Below are 19798 nucleotides of genomic sequence, written 5' to 3' on the forward strand. Positions count from 1 at the left end.
ATGCGCCTCACCGCCGGATCGCCCGCACGCCTCGGCGCTAGCTGGGACGGACGCGGCACCAACTTCGCGCTGTTCTCCGCCAATGCGCAGAAGGTCGAGCTTTGCCTGTTCGACACGCAGGGCCGCCGCGAGTTGGAGCGCATCGAACTGCCTGAGCGCACCGAGGACGTCTGGCACTGCTATCTCAACGACGTCTCGCCGGGCCAGCTCTACGGCTACCGCGTGCATGGGCGGTACGAACCCGAGCACGGCCATCGCTTCAACGCCAACAAGCTGCTGCTCGATCCCTATGCCAAGCGGCTTGCCGGCCGGCTGGTCTGGAGTGATGCGCATTTCGCCTATCGCACCGGCTCACCGCGCGAGGACCTGTCCTTCGACCGGCGCGACAACGCCCGCGGCATGCCCAAGGCCGTCGTCGTCGACGAGACCTTCAACTGGGGCCGGCGCGAGATCCGGCCCAACATCCCCTGGGAAGACACCATCATCTACGAGGCCCACGTCAAGGGCCTGACGCAGAAGCGCGACGACGTCCCGCCGGGCCTGCGCGGCACCTATGGCGGCCTGTCGTCGCCGGCGATGATCGAGCACCTGAAGAAGCTCGGCGTCACCACGATCGAGCTGCTGCCGATCCACAGCTTCGTCGACGACCGCATATTGGTGGAGAAGAAGCTCGTCAATTACTGGGGCTACAATACGCTGTCCTTCTTCGCGCCGGAGCCGCGCTACGCCCAGGACAATGCGCTCGATTCCTTCCGCACCACGGTCGCGCGCCTGCACGATGCCGGTATCGAGGTGATGCTCGACGTCGTCTACAACCACACCGCCGAGGGCAATCATCTCGGCCCGACGCTGTGCTACCGCGGCATCGACAATGCCTCCTACTACTGGCTGAATCGCGAGAATCCGCGCTACTATGACGACTTCACCGGCTGCGGCTCGTCGGTGAATCTCACACATCCGCGTGTGCTGCAGATGGTGATGGATTCGCTGCGCTACTGGGTCGAGGTCTGCCACGTCGACGGCTTCCGCTTCGACCTCGCCACCACGCTCGCGCGCGGCCCCAACGGCTATGACCGCGGCAACTCATTCCTGACCGCGATCCGGCAGGATCCGGTGCTGGCGACCGTCAAGCTCGTCGCCGAGCCGTGGGACCTCGGCCTCGGCGGCTACCAGGTCGGCGCATTTCCCTCGCAATGGTCGGAATGGAACGACCGCTATCGCAGCGCCATGCGCCGCTACTGGAGCGGCGAAGGCAGCCTTATCGGCGACATCTCCAGCCGCATGACGGCGTCCTCCGACCTGTTCAACCACGATGGCAGGCGGCCGCGCGCCGGCATCAACCACATCACGGTGCACGACGGTTTCACCCTCGCCGACCTCTTCAGCTACAACGAGAAGCACAACGAGGCCAATGGCGAGGACAATCGCGACGGCTCCAACGACAACCACAGCAACAATTGCGGTGTCGAGGGCCCGACCGACGATCCCGCGATCCTCGGCCTGCGGCGGCAACTCCGCAAGAACGTGCTCGCCTGCTTGATGCTGGCGCAGGGCATTCCCCTGATCCTCGCCGGCGATGAGGTCGGCAACTCGCAATCCGGCAACAACAACGCCTATTGCCAGGACAACGAGGTCGGCTGGGTCGGCTGGGACAATCTCAGCAAGGAGGGCGACGACATGGTCGGTTTCGTCTCCTATCTCGCCGACATCCGCCGCCGGTTCTCGCAGCTTCGCAGCCATCGCTGGCTTGATGGTCGCCCCGCGGATGGCGTCTCCTACGGCGCGCTGTGGTTGACGCCCGCCGGCGACGAAATGACGGAGAGTGACTGGAAATTCCCGGAAGGGAGATTCCTCTCCTATGTGGTGGGGCCGGTGGAACCGCGTGAGGCCGCGATCTTTATCGTACTGAACGCCGCGCCCGAAGAGATCGCATTCAAATTGCCCAAAATGCCCGAATACAAGAGCTGGCAGCAGATCCTGAACACGACCGATGCCATGCTGAACAGTGTTGATTTCCTGCCCGGAAGCGACAGCAAGGCGCCGCCGCGCTCCGTGCTTGCCTTCACGGGGGCGCTATGAGGCCATCCTTCGGCGCGAAGCCGACCAAGGACGGCGTGTCGTTCCGATTGTGGGCGCCCGCCGCGCGCCGTGTCGATCTCCTCCTCGACCGAAGGCACGCGATGCAGCGCCGGCAGGATGGCTGGTACGTGGCCGAGATCGCCGGTCTGGCCACCGGCAGTCCCTACAAGTTCAGGATCGACGACGAGATCGACGTGCCCGATCCGGCCTCGGCGTTCCAGCCCGAGGATGTGTTCGGCCCGAGCGAGGTGATCGATCATGACGCCTTCGCCTGGCGTGCGCGCAATTGGTGCGGCCGTGCCTGGGAAGAGACGGTGCTGATCGAAACTCACGTCGGCAGCTTCACGCGGGAGGGCACCTACCGCGCCATGATCGAGAAGCTCGACCATCTCGTCGTAACAGGCGTCACCGCGGTCGAGCTGATGCCGCTTGCCGATTTCGCCGGCCGCCGCGGCTGGGGCTACGACGGCGTTCTGTGGTACGCGCCCGACAGCGCCTATGGCCGCCCTGAAGACCTGAAGACGCTGATCGACGAGGCGCATCTGCGCGGCCTGATGGTGTTCCTCGACGTCGTCTACAATCATTTCGGCCCCGAAGGGAATTATCTCGGCCGCTATGCGCCGACTTTCTTCACCGACGCGCACACGCCCTGGGGCAGCGCGATCGATTATCGCGTGCCGCAGGTGCGGGCGTTTGCGGTCGAAAACGCGCTGTCCTGGCTGACCGACTACCGCTTCGACGGCCTGAGGCTGGACGCTGCCAACCACGTGATGGCGATCCCGGGCGAGCAGTCGATGTTGCAGGATCTCAGCGTCGCCGCCGGCGAGCTCGCCAGGGCCACCGGTCGGCACATCCATCTCGTGCTGGAGAACGGTGACAACCGCGCGAGCCTGCTCGATGCCGCGCAGGAGCCGCCGAACGGCAAATACCGCGGGCAGTGGAACGACGACTACCATCACGCCTGGCATGTGATGCTGACCGGCGAGCATGCTGGCTATTACGCGGACTACCAGACGCCGCGGCTCGATCTTGCGCGCGCGCTGGCCTCCGGCTTCGTCTATCAGGGTGAGATCTCGGAATTCTGGGGCAAGAAGCCGCGCGGCGAGCCGAGCGGAAAGCTGCCGCCGGCGACCTTCGTCAATTTCCTGCAAAACCACGACCAGATCGGCAACCGTCCGCTGGGCGACCGGCTCGAGAGCCTGGCATCACCGCAGCAGGTCGAAGCCGCGCTCGCGGTAACCTTGCTGGCGCCGATGGTGCCGATGCTGTTTCAAGGCGAGGAATGGGGCTCGACAATGCCGTTCCCGTTCTTCTGCGACTTCCAGGGCGGGCTCGCGGACGCCGTGCGCAAGGGTCGCAAGCAGGAATATGCCTGGGCCTACGAAAAGTACGGCGACGACGTACCCGACCCGCTTGATCCGGCAACACTGCAATCGGCCGTGCTCGACTGGGCCGGCCGCACGCCCGAACAGGAAACACGGCTCGCGCTGGTGCGAGAGCTGCTTGCGCTCCGCCGCAGGGAGATCATGCCACGGCTGAAGGGGGCGACCTTCGGCGACGCCGAGGCGGTCGACAACGGCCTGCTCACCGCTCATTGGCGCATGGGCGACGGTGCGACGCTGCGCCTGATCGCCAATCTCTCGGACCACGAGATCGAGTCCGTTGTCAGCACGGGCACGCCGATCTGGGGCGGCGAGACCGGCACCCGGCTTCCGCCCTGGTCAGTGGTCTGGCGCCTCGGAGGTTAGCATGCCTCCCGCCATTCCTCTTGCCACTTACCGGCTTCAGCTCACCGCGGAGTTCGACTTCGACAAGGCCGCCGCGGTCGTGCCTTACCTCAAGGCGCTGGGAATCACGCATCTCTACACCTCGCCGGTGATGAAGGCGCGCAAGGGCTCGACGCATGGCTACGACACCGTCGATCACAGCCAGTTCAATCCCGAGCTCGGCGGCGAACCGGGCTTTGCGCGGCTGAGCGAGGCGCTGGTCAAGCACGACCTCGGCCTCATCATCGATTTCGTGCCGAACCATGTCGGCGTGCATTTCGCCAACAATCCCTGGTGGCTGGACGTTCTCGAATGGGGCCAGGCCTCGCCGCATGCCGTCTCCTTCGACATCGACTGGGATCAGTTGGCCTACCGCGCCCGCGGCGGCGTGCTGCTGCCGATCCTCGGCGCGTCCTATGGCGAGGCGCTCGAGCGCGGCGAGATCGAACTGCGCTACGATGCCGAGGAAGGCAGTCTGTCCGCCTGGTATTTCGAGCACCGCCTGCCGATCGCGCCGGAGCGCTATGGCGAACTGCTGCGCGTGATCGTGAAGGAGGCGGACGCCGTCGAGACGGAGGCCGGCAAGCGCCTGCTTGCACTCGCCGCCCGCTACACCGGACTGCGTCGCCCCAACCGCAAGGAAGCCCCTAGCTTCAAGGTCGAGCTCAAGGAGATCGCGGGTGCCGCCGGCATCATCGGTCGCGGCCTCGCCGCCTATCGCGCAGCCAGGGATCGTCCCGCGCAAACGCTGGCGCTGCATCATCTGCTTGAGCGCCAGCACTACAAGCTCGGGCACTGGCGGCTTGCCTCCAGTGACATCAACTATCGCCGTTTCTTCGACGTCAACGGACTCGCCGGCCTGCGCGTCGAGGATCCCGGCACGTTTGCCGCCACGCACCAGCTGGTGAAGCAGCTCGTTGCCGACGGAAAATTGCAGGGTATCCGCCTCGATCACATCGACGGCTTGCGCGATCCCGCGCAATATTGCCAGCGGCTGCGCCGGCTGGTGCGCGACGCGCAGGGCCCGACAAAGCCGTTCTATACGGTGATCGAGAAGATCCTGTGCGAGCACGAGCGCCTGCCACGTTTCGCCGGTGTTCAGGGCACCACCGGCTATGAGTGGATGAACGTCATCACCCAGGTCCTGGTCGACGCCAAGGGGCTGGAGGCGCTGGACGAAACCTGGCGCCAGATCAGCAACCGGCCGCCGCGGCTTGCGCCTTACGTCAAGGCTGCCAAACGGCGTGTGCTGGAGACGCTGCTCACCAGCGAATTCACCGTGCTGACGCGCCTGCTCGCGCGCATCGCCAACGGGCATTACTCGACCCGCGACTTTTCCGCCGACAGCCTGCGGCAGGCGCTCGAACTCTACGTGCTGCACTTCCCGGTCTATCGCACTTACCTGACGCATAGCGGTCCGACCGCGCTCGATCGCAAGCTGATCGACGACACCATCGAACGCTCCCGCGCCGAGTGGTTCGCCGCGGACGAAGGCATTTTCGACTTCCTGCGCGACGCTCTGACGATGGATCTGCTCAAACCCGGCCGTCGGCAGCACAGCGTGCCGCGCGTGCGCCGCTTCGCGCTGAAAGTCCAGCAGTTCACCGGGCCGATGATGGCGAAGTCGCTGGAGGACACCGCGTTCTATCAATTCCACCGGCTGCTCGCATTGAACGAGGTCGGCGGCGATCCCGCGAGCAGCGGCCTCACGATTCCTGCCTTTCACAAGGCGATGCGAGCACGCGCCAAAGAATGGCCGCAAGGGATGACGGCAACCGCGACCCACGACACCAAGCGCGGCGAGGATGCCCGTGCGCGGATCGCCGCACTCAGCGAGATTCCCGGCGAATGGACCAGCGCGGTGGCGCGCTGGAAGGTCCTGAACGCGCCGCGCCTCGCGCTCCACGGCAATTTTCGCGCGCCGTCGGCGACTTTCGAATACATGCTCTACCAGACCCTGCTCGGCGCGTGGCCGCTTGAGAGGCCGGATGCCCGCTTCGCCGGGCGCATCCAGGCTTACGCACTGAAGGCCGCGCGCGAGGGCAAGGAGGAGACGAGCTGGCTCAATCCGCACGTGGTCTATGAGACCGGCACGCGGAGCTTCATCGAGAAGATCCTCGATCCCGCGCAGTCCGGCGAATTCCTCGAGATGCTGCAAACCATGGCACGCCGCGTCGCGCTGCTCGGCGCGTTGAATTCTCTGAGCCAGCTTACACTCAAGGCGACGCTCCCCGGCATCCCCGACTTCTACCAGGGCACCGAATTCTGGGACCTCTCGCTGGTCGATCCCGACAATCGACGCCCGGTCGACTTTGCGGCGCGCCACGCGTCACTGAGTTCGCTGGACAATCCGGATTGGAGCGGGCTGATCAAGACCTGGCCGGATGGGCAACTCAAGCTGGCCTGGACGCGGCACCTGCTCAAGCTGCGCAATGAACTTGCCGACGTTTTCGGCCAGGGCGATTATCGGCCGCTCGAGGTGCGCGGCGCGCACGCTGACCATGTCATCGCTTTTGTCCGCCGCCGCGGCCGTGCCGCAGCGATCGTCCTGGCCGGACGCCAGTTCGCGCCCTTCACGCAGGCGGGCAGAGAATGGCCCGCGCTCGAAGGTTTTGACGCAACCGTCGACATCACCGGCTACACCGCACCAGGCCTTACCGGCAACGAGCTGCCGCTCGCGCAGGCTTTCCGTGATGTTCCCGCCGCTGTTATCGTGGCCCGCGCCGCAAGCGCCATCAGCTCTGCGCGGCAGCGCGTGCGCGCCTGAGGTCTACTTTCCTTCGTCCTTGGTCAACAGCAACTGCCCGCGCTTGCGGATCGTCGCCTGCGCCATCTCGGCGAAGCGTTGCAACAGCCAGGGCAGCATGACCTGCACCTTGACGTGGTCGTCGGCAACGTCGACCTGGCCGCTCGCGATCTGCCCGAGCGCACGAATGCGAAAATTCATGCTGTCGCCGGTCCAGCGCTCCTCCTCGACCTGTATCACCGGGATGCTGGCGGCCGCGCGGCCGAGCCCGGCCTTCAGCCGTCGCACCGCCTCCTCGCGGCCGAGACGATGCGGAATGGAAACGACAAGCGGTGCTGACATGGTCCCTTCCCTGCAGTGATAAATCCTCACATAGTCATGCCGGCCGGACAGGCAAAGGTTCCATGCAACTCGGGCGTGCGACCCCGTTTCGAAACCGGAACTTTGAAACCTGCGGCAAGTTGCCTCCAACGCAACAGGACAAGTGCAAACGACCCTTTCAACGAAGGGCGGGAGGAGATTCGCATGTCTATCGGTACGATTATTCTGATCATTCTGATCATTGCCCTGCTCGGCGGCTTCAGCGGCATCGGCGGCGGCCCGTTCTACGGCACCGGCTACTATGGCGGCGGCGGCCTCGGCCTCGTCATCATCATCCTGCTGATCTTGCTGTTGATGGGACGGATTTAGTCAAAACGTCATTCCGGGGCGCGCGCAAGCGCGAACCCGGAATCTCGCGCCACCAACCTCTGGATTCCGGGTCTGCGCTTCGCGCAGCCCGGAATGACGGTTTGGAAAGCGCCTACCTCACCTTCCCCGCAAGCTTCTTCATCGCGGCCCTGATCGAAGCGGCCGCATCGTCATAACCCTCCCACGCCTTGGAACGCGCCAGCAGGCCCGGCACGGTCCGCACCGTGTATCGCCTCGGATCAAGATCGCCCTTCACCTGCGCCCATGTGACGGGCATCGACACGGTCGCGCCGTCGCGCGCGCGCGGCGACAGTGGAGCGACCGCGGTCGACAGGCGATCGTTGCGCAGATAGTCCAGGAAAATCTTCCCGTTGCGCAGCTTCTTGGACATGTTGAGCAGATAGCGCTCGGGATCGTCATCCGACATCCACTGGCAGACGCCTAGCGCAAACGCCTTGGCCTCTTTCCAGCTCACCTTGTCGCGCGCGCCGTGGAGCAGTGGCACCACAACATGCAGGCCCTTGCCGCCGGTGGTCTTGCAGAAGCATTCCATGCCGACATCGGCGAGCCGCTGCCGCATCTGCTGCGCGGCGTCCACGACATCGGCGAACCTGACGTCCGGCGCCGGGTCGAGGTCGAACACGAGCCGGCCCGGCGTGTCATAAGCGTCGGGCGCGCAATTCCAGGGATGCAGCTCGACGCCGCCGATCTGCGCGACTGCGGCAAGCCCCTCGACGCGATCGATCTGCAAATATGGCTTGCGATCGCCGGAGACCCTGGCGAGTTCGAGCAGGTTCGATGTGCCCTGCATGGCATGACGCTGGAAGAACTTTTCTCCTCCGATGCCATCAGGCGCACGCACGATCGAGCACGGGCGCCCTTTCAGGTGCTCGATCATCCACGAGCCGACTGACTCGAAGTAGCGCGCGAGATCGAGCTTGGTGACGCCCTCGCCGTCGCCGCCGTCCGGCCAGAGCTCCTTGTCCGGCTTCGAGATGACGACGCCCATGACCTCGGAAGTCGCGGCGTCCTTCGGCCGCTTGCTTGTCTTCGGCACAGCACGCTTCCTGCCGGTGGGCTTGGCGAGCGCGGTATCTGCGGGCGTCTCCGCCTCGACCTCCTCGGCCGGCTTGTCCTGCCGCAGGCCCTTGAATGCGGCCTGACGGATATTGCCGTCGGCGGTGAAGCCGGCGAATTCGATCTCGGCGACGAGCTCCGGCTTCACCCAGTGCACGTCCCGCGTCTTCTTCGGAGCATTCTTGCCGCCGAAGGGGCTGTCCTTGGCCTCCATGGCCTTCAGGGACGGCATGATGCGCTTGACCTTGTCCGCACCAAAACCGGTGCCGACCATGCCGACGAAGGCAAGATGATCCCCGCGATGCACGCCCGCCATCAGCGAGCGGAATTTGCCGTTGGTGGTCTTGTAGCCGCCGATCACGACCTCATGGCCGGCGCGGCATTTCGCCTTGGTCCAGCTTTCGGTACGGCCGGAGCGATAGGGCGCATCCAGCTTCTTCGACACCACGCCCTCGAGCTCGAGCTTGCAGGCCGATTGCAACACCGCGTCTCCGCCGCTCACGAAATGCTCGACATAGCGGATCTGGCTCGACTTGCGTTTGCGGGCCTCGAGCAATTGCTTGAGCAGCGCCTTGCGCTCGGCAAGCGGCAGACGGCGGTAATCCAGACCATCGGCGAACAGGAGATCGAAGGCGAAGAAGATCAGGTCCCCGGTCTTGCCGTCCGACAGCGCGGCCTGGAGCGATGAGAAATTCGGAGCGCCGTCGTGGTCGAGCGCAACGATCTCACCGTCGATCATCACGTCCGGCAGCGCATCGGCTTCGTTCGCGATCGCTGCGAACTTTTCGGTCCAGTCGAGGCCCTTCCGCGTCTTCAGCGTCGCCTTGCCGTCCTCGACACGAAGCTGCACGCGGTAGCCATCGAACTTGATCTCGTGGCACCAGTCCTCGCCGCCCGGCGGGCGCTCGACCGAGGTGCAGAGCTGCGGCGCCACGAAGTCCGGCATCTCCGCGACCTTTTTGGCGTTGGTCGCGGTCGTGGCTTTCTCCTTCGCCGCCTTGCCGGTCTTCAATGCCGTACGAGGCGCCGGCTTGACGGTACGCCCTTTCGTCTCTTCGGCGCGGTTGGACTGCCAGATCGCATCAGCCTTGCCCTTGGCGCCCTTGGGCAGCATGAACGGCTTCGGCGCGCGCCCCTTGCCTTCCGCGATCTGCTCCATCGCACGGCCGGACGCCACCGACTTGTCCTCGCCGAGAATGTCTTCACCTTCGCGCGCATATTCGTCGCGATGCTTGATCAACAGCCAGTTGGTGCGCTTGCCGCCGGTGCGGTCATTGCGCATGCGCACCAGCACCCAGCTTCCGTGCAGCTTCTCGCCGTGCAGCGTGAACTTGAGATCGCCCTTCCTAAAGCCGGCTTCGGGATCGTCGGATTCCCAGGTGCCACGGTCCCACAGCATCACCGTGCCGCCGCCATACTGTCCTTCCGGAATCGTGCCTTCGAAATCGCCATAGTCGAGCGGATGCTCTTCGACCTCCACAGCCAGCCGCTTGTCATGCGGATCGAGCGAAGGCCCCTTCGTCACGGCCCAGGACTTGAAGACGCCATCGAACTCGAGGCGGAAATCATAGTGCAACCGCGTCGCATCGTGCTTCTGGATGACGAAGCGCCGCTGTTTCGACGGCGCGACCGCGGTCTCACCGGAGGGCTCCGGCGTCTTCTCGAAATCCCGCTTCTGTCGGTAGGTAGAGAGTTTTCGCAGCACGACCGGTCCCGCTTTCTCTTTCGGTATTCGAGCCTATCACGGCAAAAGTCCCACCCGGAACCAAAACCCTATGGGACGGTTGGGGTTCCAAAACGCGTTGAAATCACTGGAGAATGGAATGGCTCCGCGCGCCTATTGGAAGGGAACGTTGAAACTGTCGCTGGTCAGCTGCCCGGTGGTGCTTTATCCGGCAACCACGGCGGCCGAGAAGACGCACTTTCACCTGATCAACCGCGAGACCGGCAACCGGCTCAAGCAGCAGATGGTGGATTCCGAGACCGGTGACGTCGTCGAGAGCGACCAGAAGGGACGCGGCTACGAGCTGCGCAAGGGCAAGTATGTCGAGGTCGAGCCGGAGGAGCTCGAGGCAGTCCAGATCGAAAGCAATCACACCATCGACATCGAGAGCTTTGTTCCGAGCGAAGAGATCGACCAACGTTATCTCAACCACCCCTACTACATCGCGCCCGACGGTAAGGCCGCGGTCGACGCCTTTGCGGTGATCCGCGATGCCATGAAGGACCAGGAGCGCGTGGCGCTCGCAAAAATCGTGCTGACCAACCGCGAGCATGTCATCGCGATCGAGCCGCTCGGCAAGGGCCTGCTCGGCACCACGCTGCGGTTCCCCTACGAGCTGCGCGACGAGGATCAATTCTTCGACGACATCAAGAGCCCGAAGATCACCAAGGACATGGTCGAGCTCGCCGGCCACATCCTGCACACCAAGGCCGCGCATTTCGACCCGAGCAAGTTCAAGGACGAGTACGAAACCGCGCTGAAGGCGTTGGTGAAGCGCAAGGCCAGCGGCAAGAAGATCGAGCTGCCGGAGCCCGAGGAGCGGCCGAGCAACGTCGTCAGCCTGATGGACGCGCTGAAGCAGAGCCTGAAGGGGCGCGGCGGGAAGAAGACGGCGGCGAAATCGCACGCGCGCCGTGCGACGGGGCGGCAGAGAGCTGCGAGGAAGGCACACCGGTCCGCGACGCGGCACAGGAAGGCGGGATAGCCTACTCCGTCATTGCGAGCGCAGCGAAGCAATCCAGACTCCTTCCGCGGCGGGACACTGGATTGCTTCGCTGCGCTCGCAATGGCGATGTTGATGCAGGCTCGCGCCACAACTTCAATCGTGGCTGACGGCTCGGACTATTCCCCCGACTTCAGCCGGTACCCGATCCCGGTCTCCGTCAGCACATATTGCGGCCGTTCGGGATCGGCTTCGATCTTCTGTCGGAGCTGGCGGACGTAGACGCGCAGATATTGCGCGTCGGTCAGCTCGTCCCAGAGCTCCTTGAGCAGGAAGCGGTGGGTCAGCACCTTGCCCGCGTGCTGCACCAGCACACGGAGCAGATCGTATTCCTTCGGCGACAACTTCACCTCGCGCTCGCCGACCTTGACGATGCGACGGACGAGATCGACCGAGAGGTCGCCGGTACGAAACACCGGCCGCTCGCCCTTGACTTGCAGCTGGTGCCGCAGCGCGGCGCGCAGACGGGCCAGCAGCTCGTCCATACCGAACGGCTTAGTCAGATAATCGTCGGCCCCGAGATCGAGCGCCTGCACCTTGCCGGCTTCGTCTCCCCGGCTCGACAGCACCACGATCGGCACGCCGTCATTGCGGGCACGGATGGTGCGGAGGAGCTCATGGCCCTGGATGTCGGGCAGGCCGAGATCGAGGATGATCAGCGCCGGCTCCTCGGCAAGCTTCTCGAGCGCGGTCTTGCCGCTCGATGCTTCCAGGATCTCATAGCCCTGTGTGGTCAGCCCCATCCGCAGCAGTTTGCGGATCGGCGGCTCGTCGTCGATGACCAGGACCTTGATCGGGGCAGCGCTCATGCGGCGGTATCCAATGCGTGGGTCTGTGCCGGTACCGGCAGATGGATGGTCAGAACCGCCCCGCTGCGGTCGCTGCGGTTGGCGGCCGAGATCGTGCCGCGCATCGCCTCGACAAAGCCGCGGGAGATGGCGAGCCCGAGCCCAGTGCCGGGACGGACATGGTCGCCCTTCTGCACGCGATAGAATTTGTCGAACACGCTTTCAAGCTCGTCCGGCGGAATGCCGTTACCCTCGTCGGCGACCTGGAGCACCACGTGGTCATTGTCACGGTGGCTCCTGATCGAGATCGTGGTGTTCGGCGGCGAATATTTCGCGGCGTTGTCGAGCAGGTTGAACAGCACCTGCTCGAACAGCACCGCATCGAGCTGGAGCATCGGCAGATCGGCAGCCAGCGCCAGTTCCACCTTGTGCGCGGTCAGGATCTTGCTCGCTCTCCTGAGCGCGCTGCCGATGATCTCACCGAGATCGTGCAGCGCCGTATTGGGCACGATGGCGCCGGATTCGAGCTTGGTCATGTCGAGCAGGTTGGCGATGAAGCGGTTGAGCCGCTCGGACTCGTCGATCACGGTGGCCAGCAGATCGCGCTTCTCGGTGTCGGACAGCGCGCCGGCGAGATCGCGCATGGTCGAGGCCGCCCCTAACACGGAGGCGAGCGGCGTCTTCAGATCATGCGAGATCGAGGTCAACAGCGCAGAGCGCAGCCGCTCGGATTCGATGCTGCGCTTGACGCGGTCCATGTCCTCGACCAGCAGCACGCGCTCGATCGCCAGCGCGCCCTGGTCGACCAGCGCGTCGAGCAGCCGGCGCTGGTCCGGCGTCAGCAGCGGACCGGTGCGATCGTTGTCGATGCCGATGACGCCGATCGGGCCGCGCCCGGTGCGCATCGGCAGGAACAGCCGCTTCGCGCCCGGCAGCGTGTCCGAGCCGCGGCCGGCGGGACGATCGTTGCTCCAGGCCCAGTTGGCGGCGGCGAGGTCGGCTTGATCAAGCTGATCCTCGGGTGGATAGCCGGATTTCACCGTGAGCAGCCCCTCCTCCGGTAGCAGCAGGACCACGCGAACCTTCAGCATCAGCGCGGTCTGATAGGCGGTTGCCCACAGCACGTCGTCGAGCGTGCCGGTGCCGGCGAGCTTGCGGCTGAACGCATAGAGCTGCTCGGTCGTTCGGATGCGGCCGATCGCGGTGTCGGCCTGCGTACGCACCCGCCCGGCGACGTTCGAGACCAACACGGCGATCAGCATGAAGAAGAAGAACGCCACGACATTGGTCGGATCGGTGATGGTGAAAGTATAGACCGGCGGCAGAAAGAAGAAGTTATAGGCGAGCGAGGCCAATATGCTCGCAAGCAGCGACGGCCACAGCCCATAGCGCACCGCAACGATGACCACTGCAGTTAAGAACACCAGATCGACGTTTTCGACGCCAAACCGCGGCTTGATCACGGCAGCGGCAGCAAGGCCGAGCGCGGTGATGCCGAGCGCCTTGAGATAGGGTAATGCGTCGAACTGCTCCGACCGCGCCGCGGTCTGCACCGCCGCTTTCGACATCGGTTGGTCGGGGAGCTCGTCGCCCGGGATGACGTGAACGCTGATATTGCCGGCACGGCGAACGAGATCGTGCACGACCGAACCGCGCGTCAGTTCGAACCAGCGCGAGCGAGTCGACTTGCCGATCACGATCTGGGTGACGTTGTTGCCTTGCGCGAAGTTGATGACGTCGTCGGCAATACGGCGGCCGACGGCAGGGATGGTCAGCGCTTCGCCGCCGAGCGCTTCTGCGAGCCGCAGCGTATCGGCCAGCCGGTCGCGCTCCTCGTCGGACAATTGCAGGGATCGCCGCGTCTCGATCGAGATCGCGGTGAACGGCGCATGCAGCCGGTCGGCCAGCCGCTTGGTGTAGCGCACGAGGCTGGCCGCGCGCGGATCCTCGCTGACGCACACGAGGATGCGCTCGCCCGCCGCCCAGGGGCCGGCGATGGCATTCGCCTGCATGTGGCTGAGGAGCTGTTCGTCGACCCGCTCGGCCGTGCGCCGCAGCGCAAGCTCGCGCAGTGCGGTCAGATTGCCTGGAGAAAAGTAATGCTCCAGCGCCCGCTCGGCCTGCTTCGGGACATAGACCTTGCCCTCTTTCAGTCGCTGGATCAAATCGTCGGGCGTGAGGTCGATCAGCTCGATCGCGTCAGCGCGGTCGAACACCGAGTCCGGCACGGTCTCTCGCACCCGCACATGGGTGATCTGGGCGACGACGTCGTTCAGGCTCTCGATGTGCTGGATGTTGACGGCGGTGTAGACGTCGATGCCGTGCGAGAGCAGCTCCTCGACGTCCAGATAGCGTTTTGGATGACGGCTGCCGGCCGCGTTGGTATGGGCGAGTTCGTCGACCAGGGCCAGCTGCGGGCGCCGTGCGATCACGGCGTCGAGGTCCATCTCCTCGACCATCTGGCCGCGATAGTCGAACTTCTTGCGCGGGACGACTTCGAGGTCGCGCACCAGCGCCTCGGTCTCGGCCCGGCCATGGGTCTCGACGAAGCCGACCACGACGTCGATGCCGGCCTTGCGCCTGGCGTGGGCGCTCAGCAGCATCTCGTAGGTCTTGCCGACGCCGGGAGCGGCGCCGACGAAGATCTTCAGCTTGCCGCTCGCACTCTCCTCCCGGCGCGCTGCTTCCAGCAGCGCTTCGGGAGACGGACGTTGTTCAGGATCGCGGCGCTCTCGGACCATCACGCCAATATAGTCATCCAAGCATCCCGGGCCTAGACCGCTACTTCGCGGACGCGCTGTCGAGTGCGAGGTTCAGCGCAAGAACGTTAACCCTGGGTTCGCCAAGCAGGCCGAGCAGACGGCCCTGGGTGTTGGCGACCACGAGCTGCCTCAGCTGGTCTTCCGATATATTCCGCGCCTTGGCCACACGGGGCACCTGGAATTGCGCAGCCTCCGGCGAAATGTCCGGATCGAGCCCGCTACCGGAGGTCGTCACCAGATCGACCGGAACGGCGGCGTTCGGGTTCTCAGCCTTCAGCTTGTCCACGTCCTCCTTCAGCCGGTCGGCCAGCGCCTTGCTGGTCGGGCCGAGGTTGGAGCCGCCCGAGTTGGCGGCGTTGTAGGGCGCGGACACCGTCTTGGTCGAATCATTCGGGTCCGGCGCGAGCGTCGCCGAGGGGCGGCCGCGGAAATATTTGTCGCTCTTGAATTCCTGCCCGATCAGGGCGGAGCCGATCACCTTGCCGTCCTTCTCGACCAGGCTGCCTTGCGCCTGCTCGGGGAAGATCACGCCGGAAATGGCGGTCATTGCGAGCGGGTAGGCCAGGCCCGTGATGGCGGTGAGCACCAGCAAGAGGACGATGGCGGGGCGAATTTCTCTGAGCATGTTGGTCTCCTATTTACTGGTCGTTGCGAGGAGCGAAGCGACGAAGCAATCCAGTCTCTCGGCCGTGGAAGCATTTCTCGACTGCTTCGCTTCGCTCGCAATGACACTCAGGCCAGGTGCAGGGCGACGACGACGAGGTCGATCGCCTTGATGCCGATGAAGGGAATGACGATGCCGCCGAGGCCGTAGATCAGCAGGTTGCGGCGGAGCAGCGCACCGGCGCCGACCGCGCGGTAGGCGACGCCCTTCAGCGCCAGCGGGATCAGCGCGATGATGATCAGCGCGTTGAAGATGATCGCCGACAGGATGGCGCTCTGCGGGCTCGACAGGTTCATGATGTTGAGCACGTTGAGCTGGGGATAGAACGCCAGGAACATCGCCGGAATGATCGCGAAATACTTTGCGACATCGTTGGCGATCGAGAAGGTCGTCAGCGCACCGCGCGTCATCAGCAGCTGCTTGCCGATCTCGACCACCTCGATCAGCTTGGTCGGGTTGGAGTCGAGGTCGACCATGTTGCCGGCCTCGCGGGCGGCCTGCGTGCCGGTGTTCATGGCGACACCGACGTCGGCCTGCGCGAGCGCCGGCGCGTCATTGGTGCCGTCACCGCACATGGCGACCAGCTTGCCCTTGGCCTGCTCGTCGCGGATCAGCTTGAGCTTGTCCTCGGGGGTTGCCTGAGCTAGGAAATCGTCGACTCCCGCCTCCGCCGCGATTGCGGCCGCCGTCATCGGGTTGTCGCCGGTGATCATGATGGTGCGGATGCCCATCCGGCGCAGCTCCGCGAAACGCTCGCGAATGCCACCCTTGACGATGTCCTTGAGCTGGATGACGCCGAGCAGCTTGCCATCCTTGGCGACCGCCAGCGGCGTGCCGCCGGCTTTCGATATCTCATCGGAAATGGCCTGGATCTCGCGGCCGGCATCCGAGAGCCCCGCAGGCTGAACGGCACGCGCGGCGTTGCCGGAGGCGATGGCCAGCGGCGCGCCACCGCCGACATAGTTGAGCATCGCATCGAGGGCGCCCTTGCGCACCGACGAGCCGCCGGCATCGACGCCGCTCATGCGGGTCTGCGCTGTGAACGGGATGAAGGTGGCGCCCAGCTCGGCCATGTCGCGGCTGCGGATGCCGTACTTCTCCTTCGCCAGAACGACGATGGAGCGGCCTTCCGGGGTCTCGTCGGCGAGCGAGGCGAGCTGGGCTGCGTCCGCCAGCTCCTGCTCGGTCACGCCGCGAACCGGGCGGAAGGCGGTGGCCTGCCGGTTGCCGAGGGTGATCGTGCCGGTCTTGTCCAGCAGCAGCGTATCGACGTCGCCAGCCGCTTCGACCGCGCGACCGGACATCGCAAGCACGTTGAAGCGCACCAGGCGGTCCATGCCGGCGATGCCTATCGCCGAGAGCAGCGCGCCGATCGTGGTCGGGATCAACGTCACGAACAGGGCAACCAGGATGATCACCGAGATCGAGCCGCCGGCATAGGTCGCGTAGCTCGGAATGGTGACGGTGGCGAACACGAAGATGATGGTGAGGCCCGCGAGCAGGATGTTGAGCGCGATCTCGTTCGGCGTCTTCGCGCGCTCGGCGCCCTCGACCAGCTTGATCATGCGATCGATGAAAGTCGAGCCTTGCGCCGCGGTGATGCGGACGCGGATCCAGTCGGACAGCACCTGCGTGCCACCCGTCACCGCCGACCGGTCACCACCGGATTCGCGAATGACGGGCGCGGACTCGCCGGTGATGGCGGCCTCATTGACGGAGGCCACGCCCTCGATCACCTCGCCGTCGGAGGGAATGGTGTCGCTGGCCTCGACCAGCACGATGTCGCCGACCTTCAGGCTGGTGCCCGGCACGAGTTTAAAGGACCGGCCTGCGCCGGTCAGCAGCTTGGCCTGGCTTTCGGTGCGGGTCTTGCGCAACGATTCAGCCTGCGCCTTGCCACGGCCTTCGGCCACCGCTTCGGCGAAATTGGCGAACAGCACCGTGAACCACAGCCAGAGGATGATCTGGAAGGTGAAACCCAGGTTCTCGCCGCCCGTCACGATGTCGCGCAGGAAGATCACGGTGGTGAGCGCGGCCACGATCTCGACCACGAACATCACGGGGTTCTTCACCATCAGCCGCGGATCGAGCTTGGTGAAGGAGGCGCGGATCGCCGGCAGCACGATCTTCGGATCGAGCATCGCCGACATCGGTGCGCGTTTTTGCAGTTTCATCGTGTCCATGGGGGTCACTCCAAACCAATCAGAAGGCTGTCGGTCAAAACACTTGGCCGGCGTTCATCGCGAGATGCTCGACGATCGGGCCGAGCGCGAGTGCCGGGAAGAAGGTCAGGCCGCCGATGATCAGGATCACGCCGACGACGAGGCCGACGAACAGCCCGCCGGTGGTCGGGAACGTGCCGGCCGACGGCGGAATGGATTTCTTGGCGGCGAGCGAGCCCGCAATCGCCATCGCCGGAACGATCATGAAGAACCGTCCAACGAACATCGCGGAAGCGAGCGTCAGGTTGTAGAAGAAGGTGTTGCCGGTGAGGCCCGCAAACGCCGAGCCGTTGTTGCCGGTCGACGACGTGTAGGCGTAGAGCACCTCGGTGAAGCCGTGCGGGCCGGCATTCGCCATGGAGGCGACCGCCGCCGGATAGACCACGCCGACCGCGGTCCAGCCGAGATACATCAGCGGCAGCACCAGGATCGCGAGCATCGCCATCTTGACCTCGCGCGCCTCGATCTTCTTGCCAACATATTCCGGTGTGCGGCCAACCATGAGTCCCGCCACGAAGATCGCGAGCACGACGAACAGCAGCATGCCGTAGAGGCCGGCGCCGACGCCGCCGATGATGATTTCACCGAGCTGCATGTTGATCAGCGGGATCATGCCGCCGAGCGCGGTGAAGCTGTCATGCATGGCGTTGACCGCACCGCAGGAGGCCGCGGTGGTGACGACAGCGAACAGTGAGGACGCGACGATGCCGAAGCGGACCTCCTTGCCTTCCATGTTGCCGCCAGTCAGGTTGAGCGCCTGCAGCGTCGAGGTGCCGCTGGCTTCCGCCCAATAGGTGACGGTGACGCCGGCGACGAACAGCACGCCCATCACGGCCAGGATCGCCCAGCCCTGGCGCTGATTGCCGACCATGCGGCCGAACACGTTGGTCAGGGCCGCACCGATCAGGAAGATCGACAGCATCTGCACGAGGTTCGACAGCGCGGTCGGATTCTCGAAGGGATGCGCGGCGTTGGCGTTGAAGAAGCCGCCGCCATTGGTGCCGAGCATCTTGATCGCAACTTGCGTTGCGACAGGACCGACCGCGATGGTCTGCTTGGCGCCCTCGAGTGTGGTCGCCTCGACATAGTCGCCCAGCGTCTGCGGCATGCCCTGCGAGACGAGGAACAGGCAGTAGACGACGCAGATCGGCAGCAGCACGTAAAGCGTGGTCCTGACGACGTCGACCCAGAAATTACCGATCGTGCGCATCGAAGCGCGCGAGAAGCCGCGGATCAGGGCCACCGCGAGTGCGATGCCGGTTGCGGCCGACAGGAAGTTCTGGTGCGTCAGGCCGAGCATCTGCACGAGATAGGACACCGTGCTCTCGCCGCCGTAGTTCTGCCAGTTGGTGTTGGTGATGAAGGAGATCGCGGTGTTGAAGGAGAGATCCTCGGCGACCGCCGACTGCCCGGCCGGATTGAAGGGCAGCATGGCCTGCAGGCGCATCACGCCGTAGATGATGAGGAAGCCGCCGATGTGGAACAACAGCATGGAGACCGTATAGGTCAACCAATGCTGCTCGCGCCTCTCGTCCACGCCGGAAATCCAGTAGATGCCGGCCTCGATGGGGCGCAGAACCGGCGACAGGAAGGTCCGCTCGCCGTTGAACACGCGCGTCATGTACCAGCCGAGCGGCTTGGTCAGCGCGACGATGATGGCGCAAAAGAGAATGATCTGGAGCCAACCGATCATGGTCATGGAGTCAACCCTTCAGGCTTGGTGTCCGGCGCAGCAGCGGCAGGAACACCGAAAGCAGGCAGGCGACGAGCACGGCGTCCGCCAGCAGCAATTTGAGAAGCAGCAGCACGGCTCAGAACCGCTCGGGCCGCAGCAGTGCGTAGGTGAGATAGATCAGGAGGCCGAACGAGACGGCGCCGGCGAGCGAATAGTCGAAGGTCATGGTCCGCTCCGTCACAGCCGTTCGCAGGCGTAGGTGTAGCCGATCGCCAGCGCGAAGAAGGCCGCCGCCAGCGCCAGCATCAGAATGTCCATCATGGGGATGCTCCTCGTTACGCCTTTACGTCCGGCGCAACCAACTCTCGGGATTCCGGCGGGCGCGCGGACAAGGACACGCAACGCATTTCCGCGAGCACCGGCCGGAACTTTTGACCGTGCTGAAGTGCCACCACGAGCATAGGTTTTCGAGACGAGGGCTATGGCGAAGTTATAGGAATCTCATAAAGGCCGGGAGCTGGCGCTGAACGACACTCGCGAAGCGACCTCAGCTGTCGTCCCGGACAAGCGCAGCGAAGCGGAGCGCCGATCCGGGATCCATAA

General features: G+C 64.8%; 14 protein-coding genes. 5 read left to right on the plus strand and 9 right to left on the minus strand.

Annotated elements, in window-relative coordinates:
• From glgX to treY, 3 genes are read left to right on the plus strand one after another with little or no spacing between them, the layout of a single operon-like run.
• Positions 1 to 2079 (plus strand): glycogen debranching protein GlgX, encoded by a 2079-nt coding sequence (gene glgX / locus AC630_RS04785; protein ID WP_074117321.1) that lies wholly within the window; start codon positions 1 to 3, stop codon positions 2077 to 2079.
• Positions 2076 to 3827 (plus strand): malto-oligosyltrehalose trehalohydrolase, encoded by a 1752-nt coding sequence (gene treZ / locus AC630_RS04790; RefSeq protein WP_074117322.1) that lies wholly within the window; start codon positions 2076 to 2078, stop codon positions 3825 to 3827. Before glgX ends, treZ begins: the two co-directional genes overlap by 4 nt.
• Before the next feature lies 1 nt (position 3828).
• A complete protein-coding gene (gene treY / locus AC630_RS04795; RefSeq protein ID WP_074117323.1) occupies positions 3829 to 6612 on the plus strand; it encodes a malto-oligosyltrehalose synthase in 2784 nt (927 codons plus the stop codon).
• A gap of 3 nt (positions 6613 to 6615) precedes the next feature.
• On the opposite strand, the gene AC630_RS04800 is transcribed toward treY, so the two are convergent.
• The gene (locus tag AC630_RS04800) at positions 6616 to 6933 is read right to left on the minus strand and encodes a polyhydroxyalkanoic acid system family protein (protein ID WP_074117324.1); all 318 of its coding nucleotides are present in this window, start codon (positions 6931 to 6933) and stop codon (positions 6616 to 6618) included.
• Between the two features lie 183 nt (positions 6934 to 7116).
• On the opposite strand from AC630_RS04800, the gene AC630_RS04805 reads away from it, so the two are divergent.
• Positions 7117 to 7281, plus strand: coding sequence for a DUF3309 family protein (locus tag AC630_RS04805; RefSeq protein ID WP_074117325.1), 165 nt, complete (start codon positions 7117 to 7119; stop codon positions 7279 to 7281).
• Positions 7282 to 7393: 112 nt separating this feature from the next.
• On the opposite strand, the gene ligD is transcribed toward AC630_RS04805, so the two are convergent.
• Positions 7394 to 10063, minus strand: a complete 2670-nt coding sequence (gene ligD, locus AC630_RS04810; RefSeq protein ID WP_074117326.1) for a DNA ligase D — start codon at positions 10061 to 10063, stop codon at positions 7394 to 7396.
• A 118-nt stretch (positions 10064 to 10181) separates the two neighbouring features.
• Between ligD and ku the strand changes: the two genes are divergently transcribed.
• Complete coding sequence (gene ku, locus AC630_RS04815) at positions 10182 to 11066, plus strand: non-homologous end joining protein Ku (protein WP_074117327.1); 885 nt, start codon at positions 10182 to 10184, stop codon at positions 11064 to 11066.
• Between the two features lie 137 nt (positions 11067 to 11203).
• Here the strand turns inward: ku and AC630_RS04820 are convergent, their stop codons facing one another.
• From AC630_RS04820 to AC630_RS45215, 7 genes are all read right to left on the minus strand, one after another.
• The gene (locus tag AC630_RS04820) at positions 11204 to 11893 is read right to left on the minus strand and encodes a response regulator (protein WP_074117328.1); all 690 of its coding nucleotides are present in this window, start codon (positions 11891 to 11893) and stop codon (positions 11204 to 11206) included.
• Positions 11890 to 14613, minus strand: a complete 2724-nt coding sequence (locus AC630_RS04825; protein ID WP_074117329.1) for a DUF4118 domain-containing protein — start codon at positions 14611 to 14613, stop codon at positions 11890 to 11892. Before AC630_RS04825 ends, AC630_RS04820 begins: the two co-directional genes overlap by 4 nt.
• A gap of 40 nt (positions 14614 to 14653) precedes the next feature.
• Complete coding sequence (locus AC630_RS04830; RefSeq protein ID WP_074117330.1) at positions 14654 to 15259, minus strand: K(+)-transporting ATPase subunit C; 606 nt, start codon at positions 15257 to 15259, stop codon at positions 14654 to 14656.
• Positions 15260 to 15366: 107 nt separating this feature from the next.
• Positions 15367 to 17481 carry a potassium-transporting ATPase subunit KdpB gene (gene kdpB, locus AC630_RS04835; RefSeq protein WP_074117331.1) on the minus strand — a complete coding sequence of 705 codons (2115 nt, stop codon included), beginning with the start codon at positions 17479 to 17481 and terminating at the stop codon, positions 15367 to 15369.
• Positions 17482 to 17515: 34 nt separating this feature from the next.
• Positions 17516 to 19219 carry a potassium-transporting ATPase subunit KdpA gene (gene kdpA, locus AC630_RS04840; RefSeq protein ID WP_074117332.1) on the minus strand — a complete coding sequence of 568 codons (1704 nt, stop codon included), beginning with the start codon at positions 19217 to 19219 and terminating at the stop codon, positions 17516 to 17518.
• Positions 19220 to 19331: 112 nt separating this feature from the next.
• A complete protein-coding gene (locus AC630_RS04845; RefSeq protein ID WP_074117333.1) occupies positions 19332 to 19421 on the minus strand; it encodes a K(+)-transporting ATPase subunit F in 90 nt (29 codons plus the stop codon).
• A gap of 11 nt (positions 19422 to 19432) precedes the next feature.
• Positions 19433 to 19597: a hypothetical protein gene (locus AC630_RS45215; protein WP_167561132.1), complete on the minus strand. Its 165-nt coding sequence runs from the start codon at positions 19595 to 19597 to the stop codon at positions 19433 to 19435.
• Positions 19598 to 19798: the final 201 nt, after the last annotated feature.

The sequence above is a fragment of the Bradyrhizobium sp. AS23.2 genome, assembly GCF_001908185.1.
GTDB lineage: Bacteria > Pseudomonadota > Alphaproteobacteria > Rhizobiales > Xanthobacteraceae > Bradyrhizobium.